Origin of the sequence: Specibacter sp. NPDC078709, assembly GCF_040686795.1 — a bacterium.
Classification (GTDB): Bacteria; Actinomycetota; Actinomycetes; order Actinomycetales; family Micrococcaceae; genus Specibacter.
Map to the genome: position 1 here is coordinate 15,760 of NZ_JBFBLU010000014.1, position 23,693 is coordinate 39,452.

The 23,693-nt window shown below is 58.9% G+C and carries 25 protein-coding genes and 1 tRNA gene; 17 read left to right on the forward strand and 9 right to left on the reverse strand.

Annotation, left to right across the window (positions count from 1 at the left end; all coding sequences use genetic code 11):
- Nucleotides 1-76 precede the first annotated feature (76 nt).
- Together AB0P14_RS17150 and AB0P14_RS17155 are read right to left on the reverse strand one after the other, a co-directional pair.
- Complete coding sequence (locus tag AB0P14_RS17150) at nucleotides 77-418, reverse strand: FmdB family zinc ribbon protein (protein ID WP_363845115.1); 342 nt, start codon at nucleotides 416-418, stop codon at nucleotides 77-79.
- Nucleotides 419-598: 180 nt separating this feature from the next.
- Entirely contained in the window at nucleotides 599-1,306 is a 708-nt protein-coding gene (locus AB0P14_RS17155; RefSeq protein ID WP_363845118.1) for a 5-formyltetrahydrofolate cyclo-ligase, read from the reverse strand.
- Nucleotides 1,307-1,396: 90 nt separating this feature from the next.
- Between AB0P14_RS17155 and galU the strand changes: the two genes are divergently transcribed.
- The 9 genes from galU (at nucleotide 1,397) to AB0P14_RS17200 (ending at nucleotide 8,518) form a co-directional block, all read left to right on the forward strand.
- A complete protein-coding gene (galU, locus tag AB0P14_RS17160; protein WP_363845121.1) occupies nucleotides 1,397-2,299 on the forward strand; it encodes a UTP--glucose-1-phosphate uridylyltransferase GalU in 903 nt (300 codons plus the stop codon).
- Between the two features lie 4 nt (nucleotides 2,300-2,303).
- Nucleotides 2,304-2,915 (forward strand): GNAT family protein, encoded by a 612-nt coding sequence (locus tag AB0P14_RS17165; protein WP_363845124.1) that lies wholly within the window; start codon nucleotides 2,304-2,306, stop codon nucleotides 2,913-2,915.
- A 225-nt stretch (nucleotides 2,916-3,140) separates the two neighbouring features.
- On the forward strand, nucleotides 3,141-3,944 hold the full coding sequence (locus AB0P14_RS17170) for a hypothetical protein (protein ID WP_363845127.1): 804 nt from the start codon (nucleotides 3,141-3,143) through the stop codon (nucleotides 3,942-3,944).
- Between the two features lie 73 nt (nucleotides 3,945-4,017).
- Nucleotides 4,018-4,737 (forward strand): NAD(P)H-binding protein, encoded by a 720-nt coding sequence (locus AB0P14_RS17175; protein ID WP_363845130.1) that lies wholly within the window; start codon nucleotides 4,018-4,020, stop codon nucleotides 4,735-4,737.
- A gap of 159 nt (nucleotides 4,738-4,896) precedes the next feature.
- A complete protein-coding gene (locus AB0P14_RS17180; RefSeq protein ID WP_363845133.1) occupies nucleotides 4,897-5,127 on the forward strand; it encodes a hexameric tyrosine-coordinated heme protein in 231 nt (76 codons plus the stop codon).
- Nucleotides 5,128-5,262: 135 nt separating this feature from the next.
- Nucleotides 5,263-5,335 (forward strand) — tRNA-Ala (locus AB0P14_RS17185).
- A gap of 333 nt (nucleotides 5,336-5,668) precedes the next feature.
- On the forward strand, nucleotides 5,669-5,818 hold the full coding sequence (locus tag AB0P14_RS17190) for a hypothetical protein (protein WP_363845135.1): 150 nt from the start codon (nucleotides 5,669-5,671) through the stop codon (nucleotides 5,816-5,818).
- A 427-nt stretch (nucleotides 5,819-6,245) separates the two neighbouring features.
- Entirely contained in the window at nucleotides 6,246-6,791 is a 546-nt protein-coding gene (locus AB0P14_RS17195; protein ID WP_363845137.1) for a PadR family transcriptional regulator, read from the forward strand.
- Between the two features lie 14 nt (nucleotides 6,792-6,805).
- Entirely contained in the window at nucleotides 6,806-8,518 is a 1,713-nt protein-coding gene (locus tag AB0P14_RS17200) for an AarF/ABC1/UbiB kinase family protein (protein ID WP_363845140.1), read from the forward strand.
- Here AB0P14_RS17200 and AB0P14_RS17205 read toward each other — a convergent pair.
- A complete protein-coding gene (locus AB0P14_RS17205) occupies nucleotides 8,485-9,243 on the reverse strand; it encodes a hypothetical protein (protein WP_363845143.1) in 759 nt (252 codons plus the stop codon). The genes AB0P14_RS17200 and AB0P14_RS17205 overlap by 34 nt on opposite strands.
- Nucleotides 9,244-9,290: 47 nt before the next feature.
- Nucleotides 9,291-9,884 (reverse strand): TetR/AcrR family transcriptional regulator, encoded by a 594-nt coding sequence (locus AB0P14_RS17210; RefSeq protein ID WP_363845146.1) that lies wholly within the window; start codon nucleotides 9,882-9,884, stop codon nucleotides 9,291-9,293.
- Nucleotides 9,885-9,950: 66 nt separating this feature from the next.
- On the opposite strand from AB0P14_RS17210, the gene AB0P14_RS17215 reads away from it, so the two are divergent.
- The 4 genes from AB0P14_RS17215 to AB0P14_RS17230 all read left to right on the forward strand — a co-directional run bounded on the left by AB0P14_RS17215 (nucleotide 9,951) and on the right by AB0P14_RS17230 (nucleotide 12,323).
- Nucleotides 9,951-10,784, forward strand: coding sequence for an SDR family oxidoreductase (locus AB0P14_RS17215; RefSeq protein ID WP_363845149.1), 834 nt, complete (start codon nucleotides 9,951-9,953; stop codon nucleotides 10,782-10,784).
- A gap of 216 nt (nucleotides 10,785-11,000) precedes the next feature.
- Nucleotides 11,001-11,444, forward strand: coding sequence for a Fur family transcriptional regulator (locus AB0P14_RS17220; protein ID WP_363845152.1), 444 nt, complete (start codon nucleotides 11,001-11,003; stop codon nucleotides 11,442-11,444).
- 180 nt (nucleotides 11,445-11,624) lie between these two features.
- Nucleotides 11,625-11,879 carry a hypothetical protein gene (locus AB0P14_RS17225; protein ID WP_363845155.1) on the forward strand — a complete coding sequence of 85 codons (255 nt, stop codon included), beginning with the start codon at nucleotides 11,625-11,627 and terminating at the stop codon, nucleotides 11,877-11,879.
- A gap of 66 nt (nucleotides 11,880-11,945) precedes the next feature.
- Nucleotides 11,946-12,323: a glyoxalase superfamily protein gene (locus AB0P14_RS17230; RefSeq protein WP_363845158.1), complete on the forward strand. Its 378-nt coding sequence runs from the start codon at nucleotides 11,946-11,948 to the stop codon at nucleotides 12,321-12,323.
- 97 nt (nucleotides 12,324-12,420) lie between these two features.
- On the opposite strand, the gene AB0P14_RS17235 is transcribed toward AB0P14_RS17230, so the two are convergent.
- Entirely contained in the window at nucleotides 12,421-13,398 is a 978-nt protein-coding gene (locus tag AB0P14_RS17235) for an aldose 1-epimerase family protein (protein WP_363845161.1), read from the reverse strand.
- Between the two features lie 138 nt (nucleotides 13,399-13,536).
- On the opposite strand from AB0P14_RS17235, the gene AB0P14_RS17240 reads away from it, so the two are divergent.
- Nucleotides 13,537-14,574 (forward strand): LacI family DNA-binding transcriptional regulator, encoded by a 1,038-nt coding sequence (locus tag AB0P14_RS17240; protein ID WP_363845164.1) that lies wholly within the window; start codon nucleotides 13,537-13,539, stop codon nucleotides 14,572-14,574.
- Between the two features lie 17 nt (nucleotides 14,575-14,591).
- Here the strand turns inward: AB0P14_RS17240 and yjfF are convergent, their stop codons facing one another.
- From yjfF to AB0P14_RS17260, 4 genes are all read right to left on the reverse strand, one after another.
- Entirely contained in the window at nucleotides 14,592-15,596 is a 1,005-nt protein-coding gene (gene yjfF / locus AB0P14_RS17245; protein ID WP_363845167.1) for a galactofuranose ABC transporter, permease protein YjfF, read from the reverse strand.
- A complete protein-coding gene (locus tag AB0P14_RS17250; protein WP_363845170.1) occupies nucleotides 15,596-16,627 on the reverse strand; it encodes an ABC transporter permease in 1,032 nt (343 codons plus the stop codon). The genes yjfF and AB0P14_RS17250 overlap by 1 nt, the downstream gene beginning before the upstream one ends.
- Nucleotides 16,624-18,150 (reverse strand): sugar ABC transporter ATP-binding protein, encoded by a 1,527-nt coding sequence (locus AB0P14_RS17255; RefSeq protein ID WP_363845173.1) that lies wholly within the window; start codon nucleotides 18,148-18,150, stop codon nucleotides 16,624-16,626. The genes AB0P14_RS17250 and AB0P14_RS17255 overlap by 4 nt, the downstream gene beginning before the upstream one ends.
- Before the next feature lie 127 nt (nucleotides 18,151-18,277).
- Complete coding sequence (locus AB0P14_RS17260) at nucleotides 18,278-19,249, reverse strand: ABC transporter substrate-binding protein (RefSeq protein WP_363845176.1); 972 nt, start codon at nucleotides 19,247-19,249, stop codon at nucleotides 18,278-18,280.
- A gap of 362 nt (nucleotides 19,250-19,611) precedes the next feature.
- Between AB0P14_RS17260 and araB the strand changes: the two genes are divergently transcribed.
- From araB to araA, 3 genes are read left to right on the forward strand one after another with little or no spacing between them, the layout of a single operon-like run.
- Entirely contained in the window at nucleotides 19,612-21,294 is a 1,683-nt protein-coding gene (gene araB / locus AB0P14_RS17265; protein WP_363845179.1) for a ribulokinase, read from the forward strand.
- A complete protein-coding gene (locus tag AB0P14_RS17270) occupies nucleotides 21,291-22,058 on the forward strand; it encodes an L-ribulose-5-phosphate 4-epimerase (protein WP_363845182.1) in 768 nt (255 codons plus the stop codon). Before araB ends, AB0P14_RS17270 begins: the two co-directional genes overlap by 4 nt.
- Nucleotides 22,059-22,091: 33 nt before the next feature.
- Nucleotides 22,092-23,630, forward strand: coding sequence for an L-arabinose isomerase (araA, locus tag AB0P14_RS17275; RefSeq protein ID WP_363845185.1), 1,539 nt, complete (start codon nucleotides 22,092-22,094; stop codon nucleotides 23,628-23,630).
- Nucleotides 23,631-23,693: the final 63 nt, after the last annotated feature.

Genomic DNA, 23,693 nt, shown 5'->3' on the forward strand with positions numbered 1-23,693 from the left:
CCCGATTGTGGAGAACCTGGACGGTACAGATCCTGTGACGGAAGCAGTTCCCAAGAAGTAGTGACAAATGTGGTTGTTAGCTGCCTGCGCTTACCTTCGCTGGAGTCTTGGCGGCGTTGGAGGAGCTGGATGAGCCAGTGCCGGTCGTTCCAGCGTTGGAGGACCCGGCGTCTGCTGTGCTAGCCCCGGACTCTGAACTGGATGGACCAGATGTGGCAGCGGCAGGTACAGAGCTGGAGGTGCTGCGGGAATCGGTGCGGTAGAAACCTGAGCCCTTGAAAACAACTCCCACCGAGTTGAACTTCTTGCGAAGTGTGCCGCGGCATTCGGGGCAGACCGTCAAGGAGTCCTCGGAAAAGCTCTGCTGGATGTCAAAGGCATGGCCGCAATCTTTGCAGGCGTAGGCGTATGTGGGCACTGAAGTTCCTCCTGTGAACATGCTTTAGGGACCCTGTTATTGACAACTACACGGTTGGCAATCCATGGTCCCTAGAATGAATTCTATCACCGGGGATAAAACGTCAGAGCGGTGCGTGGCATTCCCGGGAGTGCAGGGTGGCACTATTCGCCTGCCAGCCAAGCAGTCCACCATCGCCTGTCAGCCGTTCGCTCCGCCTATCGGATCCTTTGAGTGGTCCACTGTTGAATGGTGCGCTGCCCCTAGCGGAATCCACGCTGACGGGGTCAAGGCATAGTGCACAGGCATGTCCAAACTGTCGTAGGGAAGTGCACCGGCAGGCAGATATTCATCGTCGTAAATAACGGCAGCAAGTGGAACCCCGGAGACGCCAGCCAAGAATCTGTCGTAGTAGCCTCCACCTTGGCCAAGCCGGGTCCCTTCTGCGTCGACCGCCAAAGCAGGAACAATGATCGCCCGCAGCTGATTGTGACTGGACGCGGCACCGGTTCCTGCTACCAAGGCTTCGAATGGGATGCGTGCACCGAGCGGCTCCATGACGGGAGCCCAAGCACTTCTTACAAGCTCCACAGCTGAGTGCCACCGAACCCAGCTGAGCTGGAAATCGGGTTCGCAGACAGGGACATGGACGATGTACCCGGCCGCGGTACAGGCACGCAGTAGTTCCTGAGTCGGCGGTTCGTAACCGGTTGAAATATAGGCGCAAACCACCATTCCCGGGTGGTTTCCGGAAAGTGTCGCAAGCCAGTCCAGTGTGTTCTTCGTCAAGCTGACACCGACTGTGTTTGCGCTCAGAGTGTCTGCGGAGTCGCCGGACGCAACAGCTGCGGGACAGGCTGCCGCCCGCCGTCGTGCACGAATACGGGAGCGCAGGGCAACTTTGTCCATGGTGATCCGGCCGATCCAATCATTGCGTGAGGATTAGTGTCTAAGTCACTGTATCGGGGGATTTTGGCCGAGTTCGGTTACCCTTGGGGCATGACTTCTGCACAGCATGTACGCAAAGCGGTAATTCCTGCAGCCGGCTTGGGCACTCGATTCCTGCCCGCCACCAAGGCTATGCCTAAGGAAATGCTGCCTGTTGTTGATAAACCTGCGATCCAGTATGTGGTCCAGGAGGCCGTAAGCGCTGGCCTGACCGATGTCCTGATGATCACGGGGCGCAACAAGCGGGCGCTCGAGGACCACTTTGATCGTGTTCCGGTCACCGAGCAGCTGCTCGAGGAGAAGGGCGATACCGAACGTCTCGCCGCCGTCCAGCACGCCACTGATCTGGGCGAGATTCACTATGTTCGTCAGGGAGACCCCAAGGGCCTGGGCCACGCAGTGTTGCGTGCCAAGACTCATGTGGGCGATGAGCCGTTCGCTGTCCTGCTCGGCGATGACTTGATCGATGAGCGCGATGAACTGTTGACCACCATGATCGAGGTCCAGGAACGCACCGGTGGATCTGTCGTGGCCCTGATCGAAGTTCCTCGGGACAAGATTTCTGCTTACGGCTGCGCCGACATGACGGTTATTGACGGTGAAGATTATGTCCGGGTCAACCACTTGGTGGAGAAGCCCGCGGTGGAGGATGCGCCGTCGAACTTGGCCGTTATTGGCCGCTACGTGCTGCACCCGGCAGTCTTCGAGGTACTCGAGAACACCCCTCCGGGACGTGGCGATGAAATTCAGCTGACGGATGCGCTGCAGACCTTGGCCACGATGGAAGGAGAAGGTGGCGGTGTCTATGGAGTTGTCTTCTCGGGCCGTCGTTACGACACTGGCGACAAGCTCAGCTACCTCAAGGCCGTGGTGACCTTGGGTTGCGAAAACGAAGAGCTCGGTGCAGATCTGCGTGAATGGCTGGGCGAGTTCACAGCTGATTTGAAGGTCTAGCTGGGTGTGGGCGCAGGCCATCTGGCCGGTTAAGTTGGAATGCGGCGATTTGATCCTGCGCCCCATCAAGCTTCGCGATCAGGGTGAGTGGACGCGGGTTCGCGCACGAAACGCTGCTTGGCTTGAGCCGTGGGAGGCCAGTAGCCCTGCAGGCCCGGGTCAACTTCCCACCTACGCCGGGATGGTGCGCGCCCTAAACCGGCAGGCCAGAGAAGCTGCTGCTCTACCCTTCATCATCACGGAGCGGATTCCGGGCGTATCCAGGCCTGCCATTGTGGGTCAACTGACGGTTTCCTCGATTGTGTGGGGTTCTGCGATGTCGGCGACTCTGGGCTACTGGGTGGATCAAGGCCGGGCGGGCCGGGGAATTGTGCCGACGGCAGTTGCCATGGCCACCGACCACTGCTTTCAAACGTTGGGCTTGCACCGGATGGAAATCAACATCCGCCCGGAAAACACCGCTAGTCTGCGCGTTGTTGAGAAACTAGGGTTCCGTGACGAGGGCTTGCGCCCGCGGTACTTGCACATCAATGGGCGGTGGGCGGATCACAGGAGTTTTGCTTTGACGTCGGAGGAAGTCCCTGAGGGGATCCTGGCCAGGTGGCTGGCGCGGTGACCTTGGCGAGCGCTGTGACCCGGGCCGATAGCTGAGCCTGCCGGCCCAGGGAACGCAAGTCGCGGAGTCAATGACGTCCTCTGACGTAAGAAATGACAGTTTTCGTGCCTTGGATGGCGACACACCGGCAGTAATGCTGGGAGGGGCATGTTTCCCCTTTAGGGTTGAAATGTGGCCGGACACGCGCAGTCGGTCCACCCAATCCAGCAGTTGCAGGAGACGTCAATGGAAAGCACTACTTCCGACGCCCACACCCACGTGGAGCCGGGACCTTCAACCGCCGTGCCCTCGGCAGCTCTGAAACCACTACAGATCCGTTGGGGCAGGACACTTTTTGCCTGCGTCGGCCTGCTTGCTCTATTGACTGCAGGGATCTCCGGAGCGTTGAACGTGTTTTCGCTGGGTTCGCCAGCCGTGGCATGGGCCGCATTGGCGGTTTTTGCCGGAGTCATCGTTGCCCTTCGGCTCTTGGCGGTGCGGGATCAGAACGCCCGGCGTTACGCCCGCAACGGAGCCTTGGCAGCAGCGCAGAGCGCCGTGGAAGAATCCACTGCTGAGGCCCCTGAACCGCGTGAAACCACACTTTTTGACGGTGCTGAGGGAGCGCCGCCGGCGCCCGTGCAGAAGCCGCTCACCGCAGAAGAGCTGCGTGCCGCAGCAATGCGGGTGGCGGCCAAGGGCAGTGCCGATGCCAAGTTGGCGCATACCCAAACGTTGGCCGAAGGCGAACTTGAAACTGAGACCTGGGAACCCGTAGAGGTACCTGTCCCCGGTTACGTCACCGCCGCCCGGTCCTTGAGTCTGGAGAAGCCGCTGAATCTGCCGGAGGCGCCAAAGTCGGCCGGAACCTCCATCAAGGCCGATCAGGCCGGTGTGGGCAAAGCCTCCGGACAGGAAGGCGTCGCAGTTGTGCCGGATGTTCCGCTCGAGGCAGGTGAAGTTTCCGCCAAGACAGCACCTGCTGCGGCCGAACGCAGCCAGTATGCCTTGAACAATCTCGACGATGTCTTGCAGCGGCGCCGCGCCTAATATCACTTCTGCCAACAGCCGGGTCCTTTGGGCCCGGCTGTTTTGTTCTGTGTTCAGGCGTACTGTGAGCTTCATGGTGTTGATAGCTGTGGTGGGAGGAACCGGGCTTGCTGGCCGAGCCGTGGTCCACCATACGGTTTCTGCCGGTCATCAGGTGCGCTCCCTGAGTCGTCATTTGCCCGCAATGGAGCAGCAGATTGGGGGAGCGGAGTATGTTCAGGCCGACCTCCGCGCTGGAACGGGCGTGACTACGGCATTCGCGGGGGTGGAGGTTCTCATTGACACCCTAAACGCCAGCTCCGGCGCTTCGTTGCGTGCCCTGCCGGTTACCTCGGGTGCCGTGCTCAATGCCGCTGCGCAGGCCGAAGTTCGCCGCTGCGTGCTGCTGACCATCGTCAATGCGGGGGAGTGCGCCATGGGGTATTACCAGGCGCAGGCTGCGCGAGCCCGTAGCTACGAAAAATCGAAGCTGACCACCACTGTGGTGGCGGCTACTCAGTTCCACAATCTGGTGGCCGGAATCTTCGCAGGTGGCGCAAAAATTGGTGTTATTCCAGCCTTCATGGGTGTTTCCGTCCAGCCAATTTCGACGGCGGATGTGGCAGCTGTGCTGGTGGCTGAGGCCCTGCGGGGTGGCCGCGAAAGTGAATATGTTCTTGCAGGTGGGCCCGCCGTTCATTCGATGCAGGAGCTGGCTCTGATGTGGAAGCAAGCTACTGGCAGCAAAGCTCTGATCTCGCCCATGCCGCTGCCGGGGTCCTTTGATGCCTTTTTGAGGGCGGGGAAAAACTAGATTCCGGACCATGCCGTGGGTGAAGAATCTTTCGAAGCGTGGTTGGCTAAGCGACCCTAGGCCAAGCTGGCGCTCAGTCCTCAATTATTATTCACGGTTAAATCCGAATAAATGGAGTAGGGTGAAAATGTTGGTTTCGACACAACTTTTGGAGGAGAAATGGAACTCATTCCCGGCGGCACGTTGATCACGGCAACCCCAGAGGAGGGGCGTTTGCTGGCCATGACCATGGCACGCAAAAGTATTGGTGCCATCCAGCCCGATGGCGAAGTGCGCAAGGCCTTGCGTCCGGACTACGCCAATAACCCTGAATCGCTGACCCTGGCGGCGCAGGTGGTGGCCATTGAGTTTGGCACCGTGGCGGCCGCGAATAACTACTGGCGTAAGTAGCAGACAGCTGTCGATTCTCCTGCCTGGCTGCTGATTCCATGAACCAGAGGTTGTTTTTGGAATCAACAGCCTTGTGGGTTTATTCTGGAAAAATGGTGGCGAAGCTGGATTTTATGTCAGCGAGGCTGCTGTTTTGGGGCTATGGCGCAGTTGGTAGCGCGCTTCGTTCGCATCGAAGAGGTCAGGAGTTCGAATCTCCTTAGCTCCACTTTAAGAAAAGCCCCTCTGACTAGGCTAAGCACCGTTCAGAGGGGCTTTTTGATCCCTCAAATTCACGGTTAAAATCGGTTTAGCGGCCAAAATGTGTGTACAGCCCGGGCGTGTCAGTGGCTTCCGCGATCGCCATCTTCGAGTCCCATATCTGGCCCCGATAAGGCGATTAAACGGGCCATATCTGGGGACTCGAGTGAGGGGATTCACGGTTAAAAGCGGCAACGGGCAGCAATCGTGCACCAACTCGCTTCGCAAAGGCCCTCAACTACCCAGTTCAGAGCCTCTATCAGTGTCTGTCGGAGTCAGACCGTCACGCTATGGTTACCCCATGATCATCACAGCACTATTGGAAGTCATCGAGACTGGCGCGGTGGAGTCCACATCCGTGGAATGCCAGGACTACACCGCCGGATTCGAGGAGCTCAAGAGGACCTTGCCCGAAGGTGTGAATCTGCTCAGTGTGCGGCCCGAGCGGTAACCCCAACTCAAACACCACAAGCGCCCGATCTGTCCGCGAGGAACAGGTACGGCGCTTTTGGTAGGGTCAGGCTCGGTGGCTTGGCCGCTAACCTGACTTGGGGACGTCTTCGTGGCTGTGGCTGTCATGTCAGGCCTTGACCCAGATTTGCAACCTCTGCGCGTCGGCGATGCTGACGGCTTGGACATTGCGTTTAGGTTTAGCGTTGACACCACTACACGGGTACATGGGCTCGCTGCTGAGACTGCCAGCTGCTCCCCGGCGTATGTAGAGTTGGCGCTTAGCTCCCGTAGATTTCTCGACGGACAAGCCCAAGCCCTTGTTCTCAGTATCAAACCCTTGACGGAGAATCCATTGTCTTTCCAAAATGCCAGGTATATCGTTAGGTATCGGTAAGTATCGTTCGCGATTGATTGAGGAGAGCACAATGCACAATAATTCATTCCCTGCAGGCGGATTCATGGGCAACAACTTTGACGGCATGTGGCAAGCCGTGGAGGAGTTTCGTTCGCGATTTGAAAAGCGATCCGGAACCCGCGCAGGCCGGGGTGAGCTCCGTTCGGCGGTGTTGGCCCTGCTTGCCGAACGTCCTATGCACGGCTACCAGATCATCCGCGAAATAGAGGAACGCAGCGGGGGCAATTGGAAGCCTAGTGCTGGTTCCGTTTATCCGACACTCCAGTTGCTGGCTGATGAAGGCTTGGTCAGTGCAGAAGAGTCCAACGGTCGCAAAATCTACTCGTTGACTGAATCCGGCCGGGCCGACGTCGCCAGTTCCGAGACGAAAACACCGTGGGACTCCGCCAGTCCGGTATCCGGTGGTGGCTTCGCAGCGCTCCCCAAGGCCGGAGTGGAGCTCGCTCAGGCTGCGGCACAAGTGGGACGTACCGGCTCACCGGAGCAGATTGAGGAAGCAGTTCAAGTACTCAAAGAAGCACGACGCCGGCTCTATTCGATCCTCGCCCAAGACTGACAAGACTCGCAAAGGTGACATCGGTCCGCCAGGAGAAAGCGAAATTCCGCACCGGCGCGCGTCTACACCGCGCCCGCTACCGACGAATTCTGCGGTTTGCTGCATGGCATTTGGTCGTGACGTGGTGGTTTGAACTCTTCCTCCCTCGTATCTGGCTGGGCAAGATTGCCGAACGCAATCGGGCGCAGCGGATGCGGCGTTTTGCGCGGCGTTTCCATAATCTGGCAGTGGATCTCGGTGGCTTGATGATCAAGGTGGGGCAGTTCATGTCCTCCAGACTTGATGTGCTCCCGCCGGAGATCACAGCCGAACTTGAGGGCCTGCAGGATGAGGTCCCGCCTGTCCCGTTTGCCGCCATCCGGGCATTGGCGGAGACCGAGCTGGGCGCCCCGCTGGAAACGCTGTTCGCTTCGGTGGACCCGACACCCATCGCGGCGGCCTCCCTCGGCCAGGCGCACCGGGCGCAACTGCGTCCAGACGATGCTGATGACACTGGACTGGACGCTGTGGTGTTGAAGGTACAGCGTCCCGGTATTGATGAAATCGTCGCGATTGATCTGGCTGCACTGCGGAAAGTAGGCCGTTGGCTCAGTCATGTGCGTCTCGTGTCGGATCGGGCAAACGCCCCGGCCCTGGTTGAGGAGTTCGCCACGACCAGTCGACAAGAGATCGACTACCTGAACGAAGCGGCGAATCTGGAACGCTTTGCCGAGGACTTCGCTACCGATCCGCGTGTAAGAACTCCACAGGTGGTCTGGGAGCGAACGACGCGCCAGGTACTCACGCTTGAAGACGTCACGGCCATCAAAATTACTGACTCCCAACGACTTTTGGCTGCGGGCATAGATCCGGCCAAGGTTGCCCCAGTCTTCGCGGAAATCATGTTTGAGCAGTTGTTTACGAACGGCTTTTTCCATGCTGATCCGCACCCCGGCAACATCTTTGTCACGCCAAATCCAGAGCCGTCTACGGAACACCCTTGGACCGTGACGTTCATAGATTTCGGCATGATGGGTGAGGTTTCGGCCCAGACGCGTAGTGGCCTGAGGAAGTTGTTGATTGCGGCTGCTGGCCGTGATGGGAAAGGCTTGGTCTCGGCGATCAGCGACGTGGGTGTGCTGGTGCCATCGGCCGATTCGGCGGCCCTTGAGCGTGCCATGACCGAACTCTTTGCCCGTTTTGGTGGGATGGGATTTGCCGAGTTGAAGGAGGTGGACCCGCATGAATTCAGCGATTTCGCGGCGGAATTTGGCGATGTGGTCCGCTCGCTGCCGTTTCAACTACCGGAGAACTTCTTGCTCATCATCCGGGCAATGTCCCTGACCTCTGGGGTATGCAGCTCGTTGGATCCCCGGTTTAATCTGTGGGATTCGGTAGAGCCCTTTGCGGCTCAGCTCTTGCATGATGAGCGCGGCAATCTGGTGCGCGACGTCGCTAAAGAAGCGTTCGACGTCGCATCTCTCACCTTGCGCCTGCCCAAACGCGTAGACGCGTTGCTGAGTCAGCTCGAGGAGGGTTCCCAGACGGTGGCCAACCCACGCCTGGAGCGACATCTGGTGCGGCTGATCCGAATCACGCAAGGTGGGGTAGCCGCCGTCGTATTTGCTGCATTGCTCATATCGGGAGCAGTGATTAGAGCCGAAGACTTGGTGCTGGGGAACGTGCTCATGATGGTCTCGGCGGTGCCGCTCCTTCATAGTCTGTGGAGTGCCCGAAGCTTACGCTGACGAGGCCAAAGCAAAGCTCTAGCGGCCATGATGATCGCCACTGCGGCTGCCGCCGTTGATGCCGCGACAACGCTCTCGGTCCACCGTGTCGTATCGTGCGAGCCTCCGCTAGTAACGATGGGCGCAATCAAGTACATGGACAAAAAGTAGCCCATCAAGGTTGAGCCGGTCGGGAACAGACACGCGACTGACGCGGTTCGTAGCTTCCGCCACCATAGCCAAGCCAGGGCAAGCAGACCGAGCAACCCGATATGGCCAAGGGCCCACATGTTCTGTAGAGGAGACGGTGTGCCGTCGATCCCTGAGTTGAAGGCGTGCGTTCCCAAAACCGCGAAGGTGGCTGCAACAACGATTGCAATCCCGAACTCCCCGATGGCGACTATGGAATATCGGCCCTTGGCGATCTTAGGCGCGAGTAGGATGCCGATGGCCATGACCACAACGGCGAAAGCCTGGATCAGGATCCCCACACCGAAAAACTGAGCTGTGGTCCCAATGCTTATCCACGGTTCAACGGGGAAATAGTAATCGTAGAGATGATCTTCACCGAAACTTTCACTGGCGGGCCGTGAGCCGGCGAACACCACCCAGCGCTGGACTGATGCGTGATGCTGGAGCGCAGCTGAGAGCAGAAGCAGCACGGCCGCTGCGAGTAGGAAAATCGTTGCAGGCTTAGATGAGCGACTGGGGCGCTTATCTGGACCAGCTAGATCGACGGCCGACATGCTCAAACCATAACAACCCGGGGTTTTCTGTCAAGGAAGGCGGTCTGTCATCCATTGGCAGGGACTAGGGCATCGACGACGCCAAACAACCGTTCTTCCGACCGGGTAGGGGTGAGTATCTGGAAAACAAGCGTGCCCAAGAGCGCGTCAGCCACGGCAATACAATCGCTTCGGTGTGGCAACTCTCCGGCGGTCTTCCCCATTTCCAGTCGGGCTACCAAAGCCTGGTGCGCCGGCCCCGTCAGGTGCTCGTAAAGCAACTCTGCATCGTGGCTGTCGCCGGAAGCCGCGGCCGCCAAGCCCCTGATGACCTGAACCGCGCGAGCCCCATCCTCGCTGCTGGACCCGGAGGCCCCGGGGGCGATGGCAATCCACTCCTTCAAATCATGGCGCAGCGAGCCAGTGGTGGGAATGGTGACGAGGGGCAGCTGAACGAAACCTTCGACGACGGCCTCGGTCACCACCGAGGCCTTGGACTTCCACCAACGGTAAATTGTTTGCCGACTGGCCCCTGCCCTGGCCGCGATGGCTTCGAAGGTCATGGCGTCATAGCCTACGTCTGCGATGAGTTCCCGGACCGCCTCAAGGATGGCCCGCCTCGATGACTCACTTCTCGGGCGACCCCTTTGTACTTCTGTCATTTTCCCAGCATAGGCTCTATGCTTTATTTACGAGACATAATGTCTCGAAACTTCCGAGGGAGCATCATGGTTGATCAGGTTGTTGTTGTCATTGGCGTCGGCGGAATGGGTCAGGTTATCGCACGCCGTCAGGGGCCGGGCAAGAAATTGCTGCTTGCTGACTTCAATGCTGACGGGCTAGAAAAGACCGCAGAGGCTCTCCGTGGTGATGGATATATGGTGGATACTCACGTTGTGGATGTGTCCTCGAGGGAGTCCGTCTACGCTTTGGCTGCAGCCGCCGCAGCTGCTGGCAAGGTGATCCAAGTTGCCCATACCGCAGGACTTTCGCCCACCCAAGCCCCGGCGGAGGCCATCCTCAAGGTCGATCTTCTTGGTGTTGCTTACGTTCTTGACGCATTCGGTGAGGTTATCGCCGAAGGAGGGGCCGGCGTCGTGATTGCCAGCATGGCAGGTAGCTTTGCTGCGGGTCGATTCCCTGCCGAGGTGGAATCCGCGCTGGCTCTGACGCCCACTGATCAATTGCTTAGTCTGCCCTTCTGGGCTGACCCCTCTTTTGCTGATGCGGGCACAGCATACAGCGTGGCCAAGCGCGCTAATCAGCTCCGAGTGCAGGCGGCCAGCCTCGTTTGGGGCGCCCGTGGTGCGCGCGTCAACAGCATTAGCCCCGGTGTCATCTCCACTCCCATGGGCCAGCAGGAGCTCTCCGGCGAAAGCGGTCAGAGTATGCGCGCCATGGTGGAGGCCTCCGGAACGGGTCGCTACGGCACCCCCGAGGACATTGCCCAGGCCGCCTCGTTCTTGCTGGGCTCCCAAGCCTCCTTCATCACCGGCGCTGATCTGCTGGTCGACGGCGGAGTGGTTGCCGCTGTGAAAACGGGCGCACTCTCGCTCGGCTAACTTGCTGGGCGGCCGGGCCGGGTATCAGCTCCCTTGACTAGCGTTTGCCTAGCGCTCCACCCTCGAAAACCTTGGGGGTGGGGCGCTTTTTCTTGCCTCGATGCAAACTGGCGGGGGAGGGTGCGGACTCCGTGACACTCGGTCTGGACCTCAGTGCAAGTGCGATCCACCCCACAGTTGTTTTGATTCATTCAAAACAACTGCTATGGTTGAGGCATGGCAACGGATACGCAGCAAGAAGTTTTGGCAGGGCGGCTCAGGTCGGCTCAGCTGAAAGTGACGGCACCCCGGATTGCGGTCCTTGATGTTTTATCTGGCCGCGGCCATCTTGATGCGGACACAGTATTTTCTACAGTTATCGAGCACCTGCCCAAGACATCCCTGCAAGCTGTCTACGGCGTGCTGGCAGCACTGGTAGCGGCCGGACTGGTTCGCAAAATTGAACCAGCAGGCTCGCCAGCGCTCTACGAAGCACGCGTGGGCGACAACCACCACCACCTCGTCTGCCTGAACTGCAAACAAGTTCAGGACGTTGACTGCGTCATCGGCGAAAGCCCCTGCCTGACGCCGTCGGACATGAATGGCTTCGCCGTCCAAGTCGCAGAAATTACCTTCTGGGGCGTTTGCTCCAGCTGCCAAGCGGCCCCGGCCGCCACGTAGATAGCCCGTGGCTAACTAGTCCCGAACAGTCAGCCACTGTTGGACTAGACACCACACAAGCTGCTCCGTGAGCAGCGCACCGGCACGAGGCTCTTTCAGCCCTGCCATCATAACCACTCACATAACCATCCATACGGTGCGATGTTGCGCGCCCTCTTACCCGAGCCCTAGGAGTTTCACATGCACAACTTTTCCAGTAACCAGCCCCACGTCAGTTTTCTTCTCGACAGCGATTCAGCTGGTCACGGCGTAGCGTCGGGACTCCATTCTCGCGGCGGATCCTACGTAACGACCAGCGTTCCCAAGACCCGCCAGGCTGGCTCCTACGTGACCACCAGAGCTCCCAAGGAAAGCCGCCCTGGCAGTTACGTGACCACGAATGCCAAGGCATCCGCACCGGCGGGCCGGTACACGGCCAGTGAACTGCACGTCTAGACGTTCGGCAGCGGATAACCTCGCCAAACACTGTCGCGCCGGGGTCCATGAGCGTAGCGTTTGCCCATGGACTGGAAACTGGAACTTGTGTTTGTGCCTGTCTCGGATGTGGACAGGGCTAAGGATTTCTACGTGAATCAGGTGGGCTTCAACGCCGACTTCGATGAGCGGCCCAGCGAGGGAATTCGCTTTGTACAGCTAACCCCACCCGGCTCCGCCTGCTCCATCTGCATCGGCGAGGGCCTGACCGAGGCGGCGCCCGGCACTGCCCCTAACCTGCAAATAGTCGTTGCCGACATCCACGCCGCCCATGCGCAGCTCAAGGCAAACGGCGTGGACGTCAGTGACGTTGACGTTCAAGACTGGGGCCACTTTGTCCATTTTGCCGATCCTGACGGCAACAAATGGTCACTGCAATACTTGCCCAACCGTCCCAACGGCTGACGTTTCCTCTGCCGTGGGCCCACATCTGCTGAACTTACGACGGCGGATCCCGGCCTAGTGCCTTCCTCACCTTGCCCCGGAGTACAGTGCGCTGCCCTTAGAGTGCAGCGATGACCCAGCTGGCCTCGTGACGTTCTCCTGCGCCCAAAGCGATCAGATCTGTTCCGGAGTTGAACGCATCCGGTGGGCATGTCATAGGTTCCACAGCCAACCCAATCCTGTTCGTTTCCGGCGAGGCAGTATCGGCCGTGTGGATTTGTACCCAGGGGAGCGTCCTCGGGTTCCAGCGCATGAGCACGCCCGAACCACCCGCAGCCACCAATCGCACCGCAACCTCAGGTCCCGCCTCGGCACTTGCGGCAGTGACACCGGCCGCATCAGCCGGGGACAACGCGGTGTACGCGTGATCAATCTCCGCGGCACCCAAGGTGCGGGGGTGCTGGAAGTCGAAGTAGCCGCCGTCGTGCGTGGCAACATCTGCAAGCTCGGTGGGCAAGAGCCTGTCCGCAGTGACCTGCAGGACCTTGGCGGCGGGCAACTGCAGTGTCCACGTGTCCACAGTGCCGGAACCGGCCACAAGATAGGGGTGCGGCGCAACGCCGTAAGGGGCCGGCCCAACGCCGGCGCCAATGTTTGTAGCGGTGATGCGCCAGTCCAGGCCTGCGGCGCTCAGTTCAAAGCGGACCTGAAGGTCTAAGCGATGCGGGTAACCAGTCTGAGGCTCAATGATGGCACCAAGTGTGACACTGTCAGGGGCCTGAGATCGCGGCTCCCATTCGTTCCACAGGACCAGACCGTGGAGAGCCGTCATGCGCAGAACCTCGTTGATGGGCAGTTGCTGCTGCTCCCCGTCAAAGCTGTAGGCCCCGTCGGCTAGCCGGTTCGGCCAAGGCGCAAGATTGGCGCCACGATACGCTGGGCGGATGTTCTCGGAGTCGAAGGGGACCACCAGATTGCGCCCGGCATGGGTTAGCGAACGCAGTGTGGCCCCCACCGATGCCACAACAGCCCGGTAGTCTCCGGAGGTAAGCGTGAATTGGGTTCCAGAACGCGGCCGACGCGGAATGCCTGACATGTGGTCTCCTCTGCAAGAATGACAGTGATTGTTTTACGGTTGAAGTAAGCGAACTATGGGGACGTTAATGGTTGGGCGGACGTTTCGGGATGGTTCCGGGCCGCAGCCAAACCGGAACTGCCGGAGAAAAGGTTGACAATGACGCAGAAAGATTCCGCACGGCGCCGCCCGCCGGTCATGGAGGACGTGGCTGCGAAAGCCGGTGTCTCGCACCAGACTGTCTCCCGCGTGATCAATAACCATCCTAATGTCAGCACCAAAACCCGGACCGTGGTGGAAGCGGCCATCGCCGAACTTGGTTACCGCCGCAACACCGCCGCCCGCCAATTGGTTACCCGGCGCTCTGAAACCTTTGGCGTGGTTGCGCATAATCTGGAGCATTTTGGTCCCGCCCATATTCTGTTGGGTATTCAGGAAGCAGCCCATTTGGCAGGGTATGCGGTCAACGCCGTCGGTTTGCCTGAAGTCAGCGAAAAAGCCATCAATGAAACCGTTGAATATCTGCTGGCTCACCAAGTAGACGCCCTTGTGGTCATCGCACCCCAAGAGGAGATTGTCCGCTCCATTGAACGGCTGCATCCAGGTATCCCCATGGTGGCCATTGGCGATATTGGCGCCGCGGGTGTGCAAAGCGTAGGCGTTGACCAGCAACGCGGCGGCTATCTGGCAACTCAGCACCTCATTGAACAAGGCCACCGGAACATTGCTCACATCATGGGCCCGACCAACTGGCTTGATGCCCAAGCCCGACGCCGAGGGTGGGAGGCCGCACTGGCGAATGCTGGTCTGGAATCGGGGCCGCTGCTGGTGGGGGATTGGAGCGCTGAATCCGGTTATCTGGCCGGGCAGCAGCTGATCGACAACGGTGAATGCACAGCCATTTTTGCCGGCAATGACCAGATGTCCCTTGGCGTGATGCGTGCAGCCTACGAACGTAATCTTCGCCTGCCCCGTGACTTGTCCGTGGTGGGGTTCGACGACAGCCCCGAATCCGGCTTCTATTTCCCTCCGCTGACAACCATCCGTCAAGACTTTGCTGAGCTGGGACGCCGCTGTGTTGCCATGATCCTGGAAGGGATATCCGGCAACGATCCGCTGTTTTCGGTGCGTATTCAGCCGCACCTGACGCTGCGGGCGAGCACCGGGCCCAGACCGGTAGTGCTCACCCGCAGCTGACTTTGTGGGGTGCTTACTCAGGTCTTTCTCCGCGTGAAAATGCGTTGGAGAATGATGAAGACCAGGAGCAGGGAGCCTATGACGATCTTGGTCCACCACGAGCTCAGCGTGCCATCGTAAGAGATAAATGTCTGGACAATGCCCAGCACCAGCACACCCACCACAGAGCCGAGGACGTAACCCGCTCCGCCTGTCAGCAACGTTCCACCAATAACGACGGCGGCAATTGCGTCTAGCTCCATACCCTGGGCTGCAAGGCTGTAGCCGGAGAGGCTGTAGAAAGAAAACAGGATCCCTGCGATAGCCGAGCACAGGCCGCTGATGGCATACACCAAAACCTTGGTGCGTGGCACGGAGAGCCCCATGAGAAGCGCTGATTGTTCGCTGCCACCAATGGAATAGACGGTGCGGCCAAAGCGTGTGTGGTGCAGCACCACCACGGCGATGGCGACCACAATCAGGGCGATGACGACGCTGGGGGAGATGAACAGTCCGCCGGGGAACTTGATGCGTGTCTGGGCCATGGTCGTGAAGAAGCTGTCGGTGATGGTGATGGAGCTAAGGCTGATGACGTAGCACAGGCCACGGGCCAGAAACATGCCAGCGAGGGTGATGATGAACGGCTGAATATCGAAGAACTGGATGGCTAGTCCCATCAACAGCCCAAACACAGAACCCACCACCAGCACAATGATGATGGTGATCAGCGGTGACCAGCCAGCTTGCAACAAACTTGCTGCAATCATCATTGACAGGGCCACTACGGCACCTACTGAAAGGTCGATGCCGCCGGTCAGAATGACAAAGGTCATCCCGACGGCCAGTACCAACAGAAAAGCGTTGTCAACAAACAAGTTCAAGATGACCTGGCCCGAGAAGAAGCCGGGAAAAATCAGGGACCCAACGGCAAACATGAGTATAAACAGGGCCAAAGTGACCATGACGGGCAGGAACTTGTTCGTGGTGAGCTGCCGTTTGGCCTTGGTGCCCGTTGCGACAGGGGTGGGTGTGAGGACACTCATCAGTTGGACACCATCTCTTTCGGGGCCAGTGAAGTTTTCTTGACGGGCTTTTTCAGCAGGGACCGTAGTTTCGGTGACTGCAGCAGGCAAACAATAATGACCACCAAAGCCTTGAAGACCAAGGTAATCTCAGGAGCGATTCCCACGGTGTAAACAGTGGTGGTGAGCGTTTGAATGATGAAGGCGCCAATCACTGTGCCGGTGAGGCTGAACCTGCCACCCATTAGTGAAGTGCCGCCGATGACGACAGCCAGAATCGCATCCATTTCAATGTAAAGGCCAGCATTGTTGGCGTCGGCCGCCGTGACGTTGGAGCTAATCATCAGCCCGGCTAAGGCGGCACATAGGGCGCAGAAGATATACACGACCCAGGTCAGCGTTCGGGCATTAATTCCCGCGAGCCGGCTTGCTTCAGGGTTGATACCCACCGATTCAATGAGCGTGCCCAGCGCCGTCCTGCGCGTCAAAATGGCTGTGAGAGCAAAGACCACCACGGTGATGAGGATGGAGATGGGCAGCATCAGGAAGTAGCCCGCACCAATAGCTTTGAAGTGCGTGTTGGATACGGAGATGATCTGTCCGCCGGTTACTAGCTGGGCCAGCCCGCGACCAGCCGTCATCAGCACCAACGTGGCGATGATGGGCTGGATGCCAATAACGGAGACCAGAAAACCGTTCCAGACACCCATCAGTAGGCCAACAAGCACCGCAAGCACGACGGCGATCATCGCCGTGGTGAACGATCCCGGGTCTGGCGAGTTATAGATATACGTACAAGAAACAGCACCGGCTATGGCAACGATGGCGCCCACTGACAAATCAATTCCGCGTGAGGCAATGACCAGTGTCATGCCCAGTGCAATCAAGACTGTCGGTGCGCCGTTGCGTAGGATGTCCACCAAACTGCCGTAGAGGTGACCGTCCTGAACTCGGAGGGAGAAGAAGTCTGGGGCCATGATCTGGTTAAACACCAGCAAGGCAACAAGGGCCACCACTGGCCAGAGCAGATGCCCTCGAAGAAAAGATTTCATGATGGGGAACCGCCTGCGATGGTTTCCATGAGGTCATTGACGCTCACGTTGTCGTTGATGAGTTCGGCAATTTTCTTGCGGTCGCGAAGCACCGCAATTCTGTTGGAAAGGCGTACCACTTCCTCGAGTTCGGCGGAGATGAAAAGGATGGACATGCCGTCTTTAGCCAGCGAGAGAACCAGCTTTTGAATCTGTGTCTTGGCGCCGATATCGATTCCGCGGGTGGGTTCGTCGAGGATCAACAGCTTCGGGGAGGTGATCAGCCACCGGGCCAAGAGGACCTTTTGTTGATTCCCACCACTGAGGTTGCGAATGAGCGAGTTCGGGTTGGCCGGACGAATATCCAAGGCCTTGATGTATTTTTCCGTCAGCTCATCTTGTTGACGGCGCGGTATTCGACGCAGCCACCCCCGGCTGGCCTGCATAGCGAGGACGAGGTTATCGCGCACCGAAAGATCGCCGATCAGACCCTCAGCTTTCCTATCCTCGGAACTAAACGCAATACCGGCGTTGATAGCGTTGCGTGGCGTGCGGATCTTTCCCGGCACGCCACCCACGGTGAGGGATCCGACGTCGTACTTCTCTGCCCCGAACAACAGGCGAGCCAGCTCAGTGCGCCCTGACCCCAACAGCCCGGCCAAGCCGATGACTTCGCCGGGAAAAATCGAGAGATCAAACGGATCGATTCGCCCCTTCCGGCCAAGTCCCTCGGCGGTAATCACAGCCACAGCATCTGCGGCAGTGGCCTCCTTGGCCGCCGACGGCTCCTCGTCGAGCGCATCGAGAGTGGCCAGATCCTTGCCAATCATTTTGGCAATCAATTCCAGACGCGGTAGTGACCGGGTCATGTATTCGCCCACTAAAGCGCCGTTGCGCAGAACAGTGAGGCGGTCGGAAATCTCGTAGACCTGCTCCAAGAAATGTGAAACGAAGAGAATGGCCACACCGGAATCACGCAATTCGCGAATGACCTGGAAGAGCTGGTTGACTTCGCCCGTGTCCAGCGATGACGTGGGCTCGTCCAAGATCAAGACTTTGGCATCGACTTCGACCGAGCGGGCGATCGCAACCAGCTGCTGTACAGCGATGGAGTGGCTGGACAGTTCGGAACCCGGATCAATGTCCAGATGCATCCGGGACAGAATTTCAGTAGCCCTGGCCCGGACAGCTTTCCAATGAATCAGACCGCCACGGCGCGGCTCACGCCCCAGCAAGATGTTCTCTTCGACGCTGAGATTCGGGCAGAGGTTGACCTCTTGGTACACAGTGGCGATGCGAGCCTCTTGTGCCTGAGCGGGACTAGTGAAATTCTCCTGCCGTCCCAGCACGACGATTTTGCCCGAATCGATGCCATACACGCCAGTGAGGGCCTTGATCAGGGTTGATTTGCCAGCACCGTTTTCACCCATCAGAGCATGGACTTCGCCTTGAAAGAGGCGGAAATCAACGGCGTCCAAGGCTTTCACGCCTGGGAATTCGATGGAGATACCTTCCATCGTCACCACTGGTATGTCTTCATTCATGCTGCTTTACCTTTGCTGAGGTGGGTGGATGGGGAGTCCCCATCCACCCACGATCTGCTGTTGTGTGAAGTGCGCCGGTGCAGCCGCCGCTGTGTGTGCGGCTGCACCGGGTTAGTGCTTGAGCTGATTAGTACTTGCGATCCGGCAGGGCAGCCTTGGCCTGTTCGGAATCAAAAGTGGTCTCCACAGTGACCACGCGCTCAGGAACCGTCTCACCGGCCAAAACCTTCTTGGTTAGATCCATCAGCTGGTCTCCCAACAACGGGTTGCACTCGACGATGAAGTTGATCTTGCCGTCCGCAGCTGCGGTCATGCCATCCTTGGTGGCGTCAACGGAAATGATGGTGATGTCCTTGCCAGGAACCTTGCCAGCGGCCTCGATGGCTTCAATAGCTCCGAGCGCCATATCGTCATTGTGCGCGTACACAACATCGATCTTGGGGTTCGACTTCAGGAACGCCTCCATGACCTGCTTGCCACCTGAACGGGTGAAGTCACCGGTCTGCGATGCGATGATCTTGAACTTGGACTCGGCCTTGATGAGATCGGCAAAGCCGGACATGCGGTCGTTGGCCGGTGCAGCGCCCGTGGTGCCCTGCAGTTCCACAATATTCACATCACCTGTTGCTGCTTCCTTGTCCTTGATCAGCCACTTTGCTGCTTCCTGACCCTCGAGGACAAAGTCAGAACCCAAGAATGTCTTGTAGAGGGTTTTGTCGGGTGAGTCGATGGCGCGGTCGGTCAGGATGACGGGGATGTTGGCGTCCTTGGCTTCCTTCAGGACGGTGTCCCAGCCGGATTCAACAACAGGGGAGAACGCAATGAGGTCCACTTTTTGCTGGATGTAGGACCGGATGGCTTTGATCTGGTTTTCCTGCTTCTGCTGGGCATCAGAGAATTTCAGATTGATGCCTGCAGTTTTTGCAGATTCCTGGATTGATTTTGTGTTGGCTGTGCGCCAGCCACTTTCGGCACCAACTTGGGCGAAGCCCAACGTGATTTCATCGCTGCCACCGCCGGCGGCATCTGTGCTGCCGCCGCAAGCCGTCAGCGTCAATAGTGCGGCGAGTCCCACGGCCACCAAAGATTTCTTGAACAACTTAGCCTCCTGGTATGTCAGTCTCGAAGCGCAGGGAAGTCACCGGGACTGTACCGTCATCGCCACAAGAGCAAGTCATAGTGACCTGCATCTCAATTGTTAGCGCTCACACGTTGGTGTGTCAAGAGGTTCGAGAAGGAGAGGCCTGTTGCCCTTCGCGTTCCGAGATGAGTGCCGCGGAGTTCCCCGGGTTTCCGGGAAATTTTCAACAAATAATTTCCCGGGCCTCATTGAAAACGTTACTCATTCGAGGCGGATAGCCCTCTTGACGAGACATTGGGACTGTGCAACTGTTAGCGTTCACAAGTGTTTTTTTGGGCCGACATTGATGACAGCCCCGGCGCAGCATCTGAGAGGAAATTATGGGGACCCAGGATTCCTACGTAATTGGCATTGACTTTGGCACCCTGTCAGGTCGTGCCGTGGTGGTGCGCGTGAGCGACGGGGCTGAACTGGCATCAGCAGTAGTTGAGTACCCCCACGGAGTTGTGGAGCACTCACTTCCAGGAACTAGGGAACTTCTGCCGCCGGATTGGGCCCTCCAGGTTCCCGAGGACTACCGCCAGGTTCTCAAACAGGCCGTTCCCGCTGCAGTGGCACAAGCCGGAATCGACCCCGCGCACGTCGTGGGCATTGGCACGGACTTCACCGCCTGCACCATGGTGCCCACCACTAGCGACGGCACACCTCTGTGCGAACTGCCGGAATGGGCCAACGAACCACACTCCTTCATCAAGTTGTGGCGCCACCACGCCGCGCAGTCTCAAGCTGAACGCATCAACGAGCTGGCGCGTGAGCGTAAGGAGAGCTGGCTGCCGCGTTACGGTGGGCTGGTCTCCTCGGAGTGGGAATTTGCCAAGGGACTCCAGCTTCTAGAAGAAGCTCCGGCCGTGTATGCCGCCATGGACCACTGGGTGGAAGCCGCAGACTGGATTGTTTGGCAGCTGACCGGGAGCTATGTACGCAATGCTTGCACCGCGGGATACAAGGGCATCCGACAGGACGGCCAGTATCCTTCCCAAGACTTCCTTGCTGCTTTGAACCCCGGCTTTGCGGGCTTCGTTGTGGATAAGTTGGATCATCCAATCGGCAATCTGGGGGATGCGGCTGGTTACCTCAGCGCTGAAGCCGCACGCTGGACTTCCCTGCCAGCAGGTATCCCTGTCGCCGTCGGAAACGTGGATGCACATGTCACAGCCCCCGCAGCCAAAGCTGTGGAGCCCGGTCAGATGGTCGCCATCATGGGCACCTCAACCTGCCACGTTATGAGCTCCGAGGAACTGCGGGAAGTCCCGGGTATGTGTGGTGTGGTTGATGGCGGCATCATTCCGGGTCTCTATGGCTATGAGGCTGGTCAGAGTGGAGTGGGCGATATCTTTGGCTGGTTCATCAAGAATTCAGTTCCAGAGAGCTACGTTGCCAAAGCCGCCAAACGGGGAATAGGCATCCATGAATACCTCACGTCGTTGGCTGAGCGCCAGAATATTGGGCAGCATGGCCTGATCGCCTTGGATTGGCACAGTGGCAACCGTTCGGTACTCGTGGACCATGAACTGTCGGGTGTCGTGGTGGGTCAGACATTGGCCACACGTCCCGAAGACGGCTACCGCGCGTTACTGGAAGCCACAGCCTACGGTGCGCGGGTCATTGTCGAGACGTTCAATGTGGCTGGCGTTCCCGTCAAGGAGTTCATCGTGGCAGGCGGTCTTATGAAAAACCGGTTGTTGATGCAGATTTACGCCGACGTACTGAACTTGCCGCTGTCCACGATCGGCTCCAGCCAGGGCCCTGCTCTCGGCTCCGCTATCCATGCTGCGGTGGCCGCGGGCTTGTACCCGGACATCAGGGTTGCATCGGCCGCGATGGGTAGCATCAACCGTGCCGTGGTTACCCCGATTCCGGAAAATGTGGCCGCCTACGATGCCTTGTTCGCCGAATACCGGCTGCTCCACGACTACTTCGGTCAGGGTGCCAATGACGTGATGCACAGGCTTAAGGCCATTGCCCGCGACGCGCACAAGGTTGCGGCGGAGGTCTCGGCATGACGACGACACCGGATAACTCAAAGGCCTCCAGCACTGCAGCGGCCACCTCAGCTGTGCCCCCCGAACCATTCCCTGCCACGGCAGCACCGGAGCTTTTGGCAACCATCGCCGCCGTTCGTGAGGAACTCTGTGCTTTGCATGCGGAGCTGGTCCGGTACGAGCTGGTTGTATGGACGGCAGGCAATGTTTCGGCCAGGGTGCCAGATTATGACCTCATGATCATCAAGCCTTCGGGGGTTGAATACGATTCGCTGACGCCTGAATCCATGGTGGTCACGGACCTCTTTGGTACCCCAGTAGATGGAGGATGGGGCAATCCTGAGCTGGCGCCGTCGTCCGATACGGCGGCGCACGCCTACGTCTACCGGCACAAGCCGGAGGTGGGCGGGGTGGTGCACACGCACTCCAGCTATGCCACCGCATGGGCTGCGCGGGGGGAAGCGATCCCGTGCGTGCTGACCATGATGGGTGACGAATTTGGTGGCGAGATCCCGATCGGCCCGTTCGCGCTGATTGGTGATGATTCCATTGGCCGCGGGATCGTTGAGACGCTCAGCGGTTCGCGCTCGCCGGCCGTGCTCATGAAAAACCACGGTCCGTTCACCATTGGGGCCACCGCCAGATCGGCCGTCAAGACTGCCGTGATGTGTGAAGAGGTAGCTCGTACGGTGCATCTAGCGCGAGAACTGGGTCCTCTGGTCCCCATTGATAGCGCACACATTGAGAAGTTGAACCAGCGTTACCAGAACGTCTACGGACAGTAATACCACCTCCAACGCGTGCCCGAAGGAATGAAGATGTCTTTGAAGTTGAACAACTCTGCGCAGCTGAACAATTCACTGTCCGGATACGAGGTTTGGTTTCTGACCGGAAGCCAGAACCTCTATGGCGAGGAAACTCTGCGCCAAGTTGCGCAGCAGTCGGCGGAGGTTGTCAAAGCTCTGCAGGATTCCACCGAGATTCCCGTGCGTGTGGTGTTCAAGGATGTGCTCAAAGATTCGGAGTCGATCCGCCGCGCGGCTATTGATGCCAACGCTGATGACAAGGTCATTGGGTTGATCGCTTGGATGCACACCTTCTCGCCGGCGAAAATGTGGATCCGTGGCCTCACAGAGTTGAACAAGCCGCTGCTGCACCTGCACACGCAAGCCAATGAGGCTTTGCCGTGGGCCGAGATTGACTTTGACTTCATGAACTTGAATCAAGCAGCTCATGGCGACCGGGAATTCGGGTACATGCAGTCTCGCATGGGGATCAGCCGCAAGACCGTGGTGGGGCACGTTTCCAACCCGCTGGTCCGCGAAAAGATTGGTACGTGGACGCGCGCAGCGGCAGCCGTGGCCCAGGTCCGCTGCCTGAAGCTGGCCCGTTTTGGCGACAACATGCGCAATGTTGCCGTGACGGAGGGCGATAAGACTGAAGCTGAGATTCGCTTTGGTGTCTCGGTCAACAGCTGGTCCGTCAACGAGCTGGTGGAGGCCGTGGATGCCGCGTCCGAAGCGGATGTTGACGAGCTTGTCGCCGAGTACCTGCGCCTGTACAAGGTGGCGCCGGAGCTGCATCCCGGCGCCGAACGCCACGATTCGCTGCGCTACGGCGCCAAGATTGAGCTGGGTCTGCGGAGCTTCCTCGAGGAGGGTGGCTTCGGAGCGTTCACCACCAACTTTGAGGATCTTGGTGGCCTGCGCCAGCTGCCGGGACTTGCCGTGCAGCGCCTGATGGCTGACGGTTACGGCTTCGGCGCCGAGGGTGACTGGAAGACTGCGGTGCTGATCCGTGCCGCGAAGGTCATGGGCGAAGGCCTGCCCGGTGGCGCCTCGCTCATGGAGGACTACACCTACCATTTGGTCCCGGGCGAGGAGAAGATCTTGGGCGCCCACATGCTCGAGGTGTGCCCGTCACTGACTGTCACCAAGCCGTCGTTGGAAGTTCACCCCTTGGGGATTGGCGGGCGCGAGGATCCCGTTCGCCTCGTGTTCGACGCCGATCCTGGAGCCGGTGTGGTGGTAGCACTTTCAGACATGCGCGAGCGCTTCCGGCTCACGGCCAACAAGGTTGAGGTGGTGCCGCTGGACGAGCCTTTGCCTAACCTGCCTGTTGCGCGTGCGGTGTGGAAGCCGTTGCCGGACTTCGCCACCTCCGCTGCGGCTTGGCTCGAAGCGGGCGCCGCCCACCACACGGTCATGAGCACCGCCGTGGGTATTGAGGCCTTCCAAGACTTCGCCGACATGTTTGAGGCCGAGCTCTTGGTCATTGACGAGGACACTACCCAGCGTGGCTTTGCCCGCGAGATCCGCTGGAACCAGGCCTACTACCGTCTGGCCCAGGGGTTCTAGCCGCTGCTGCTTCTTGGGTTTAGGGGTGTGTCTTGCGGCGACAGTACTCCTTGCGGCGACGAG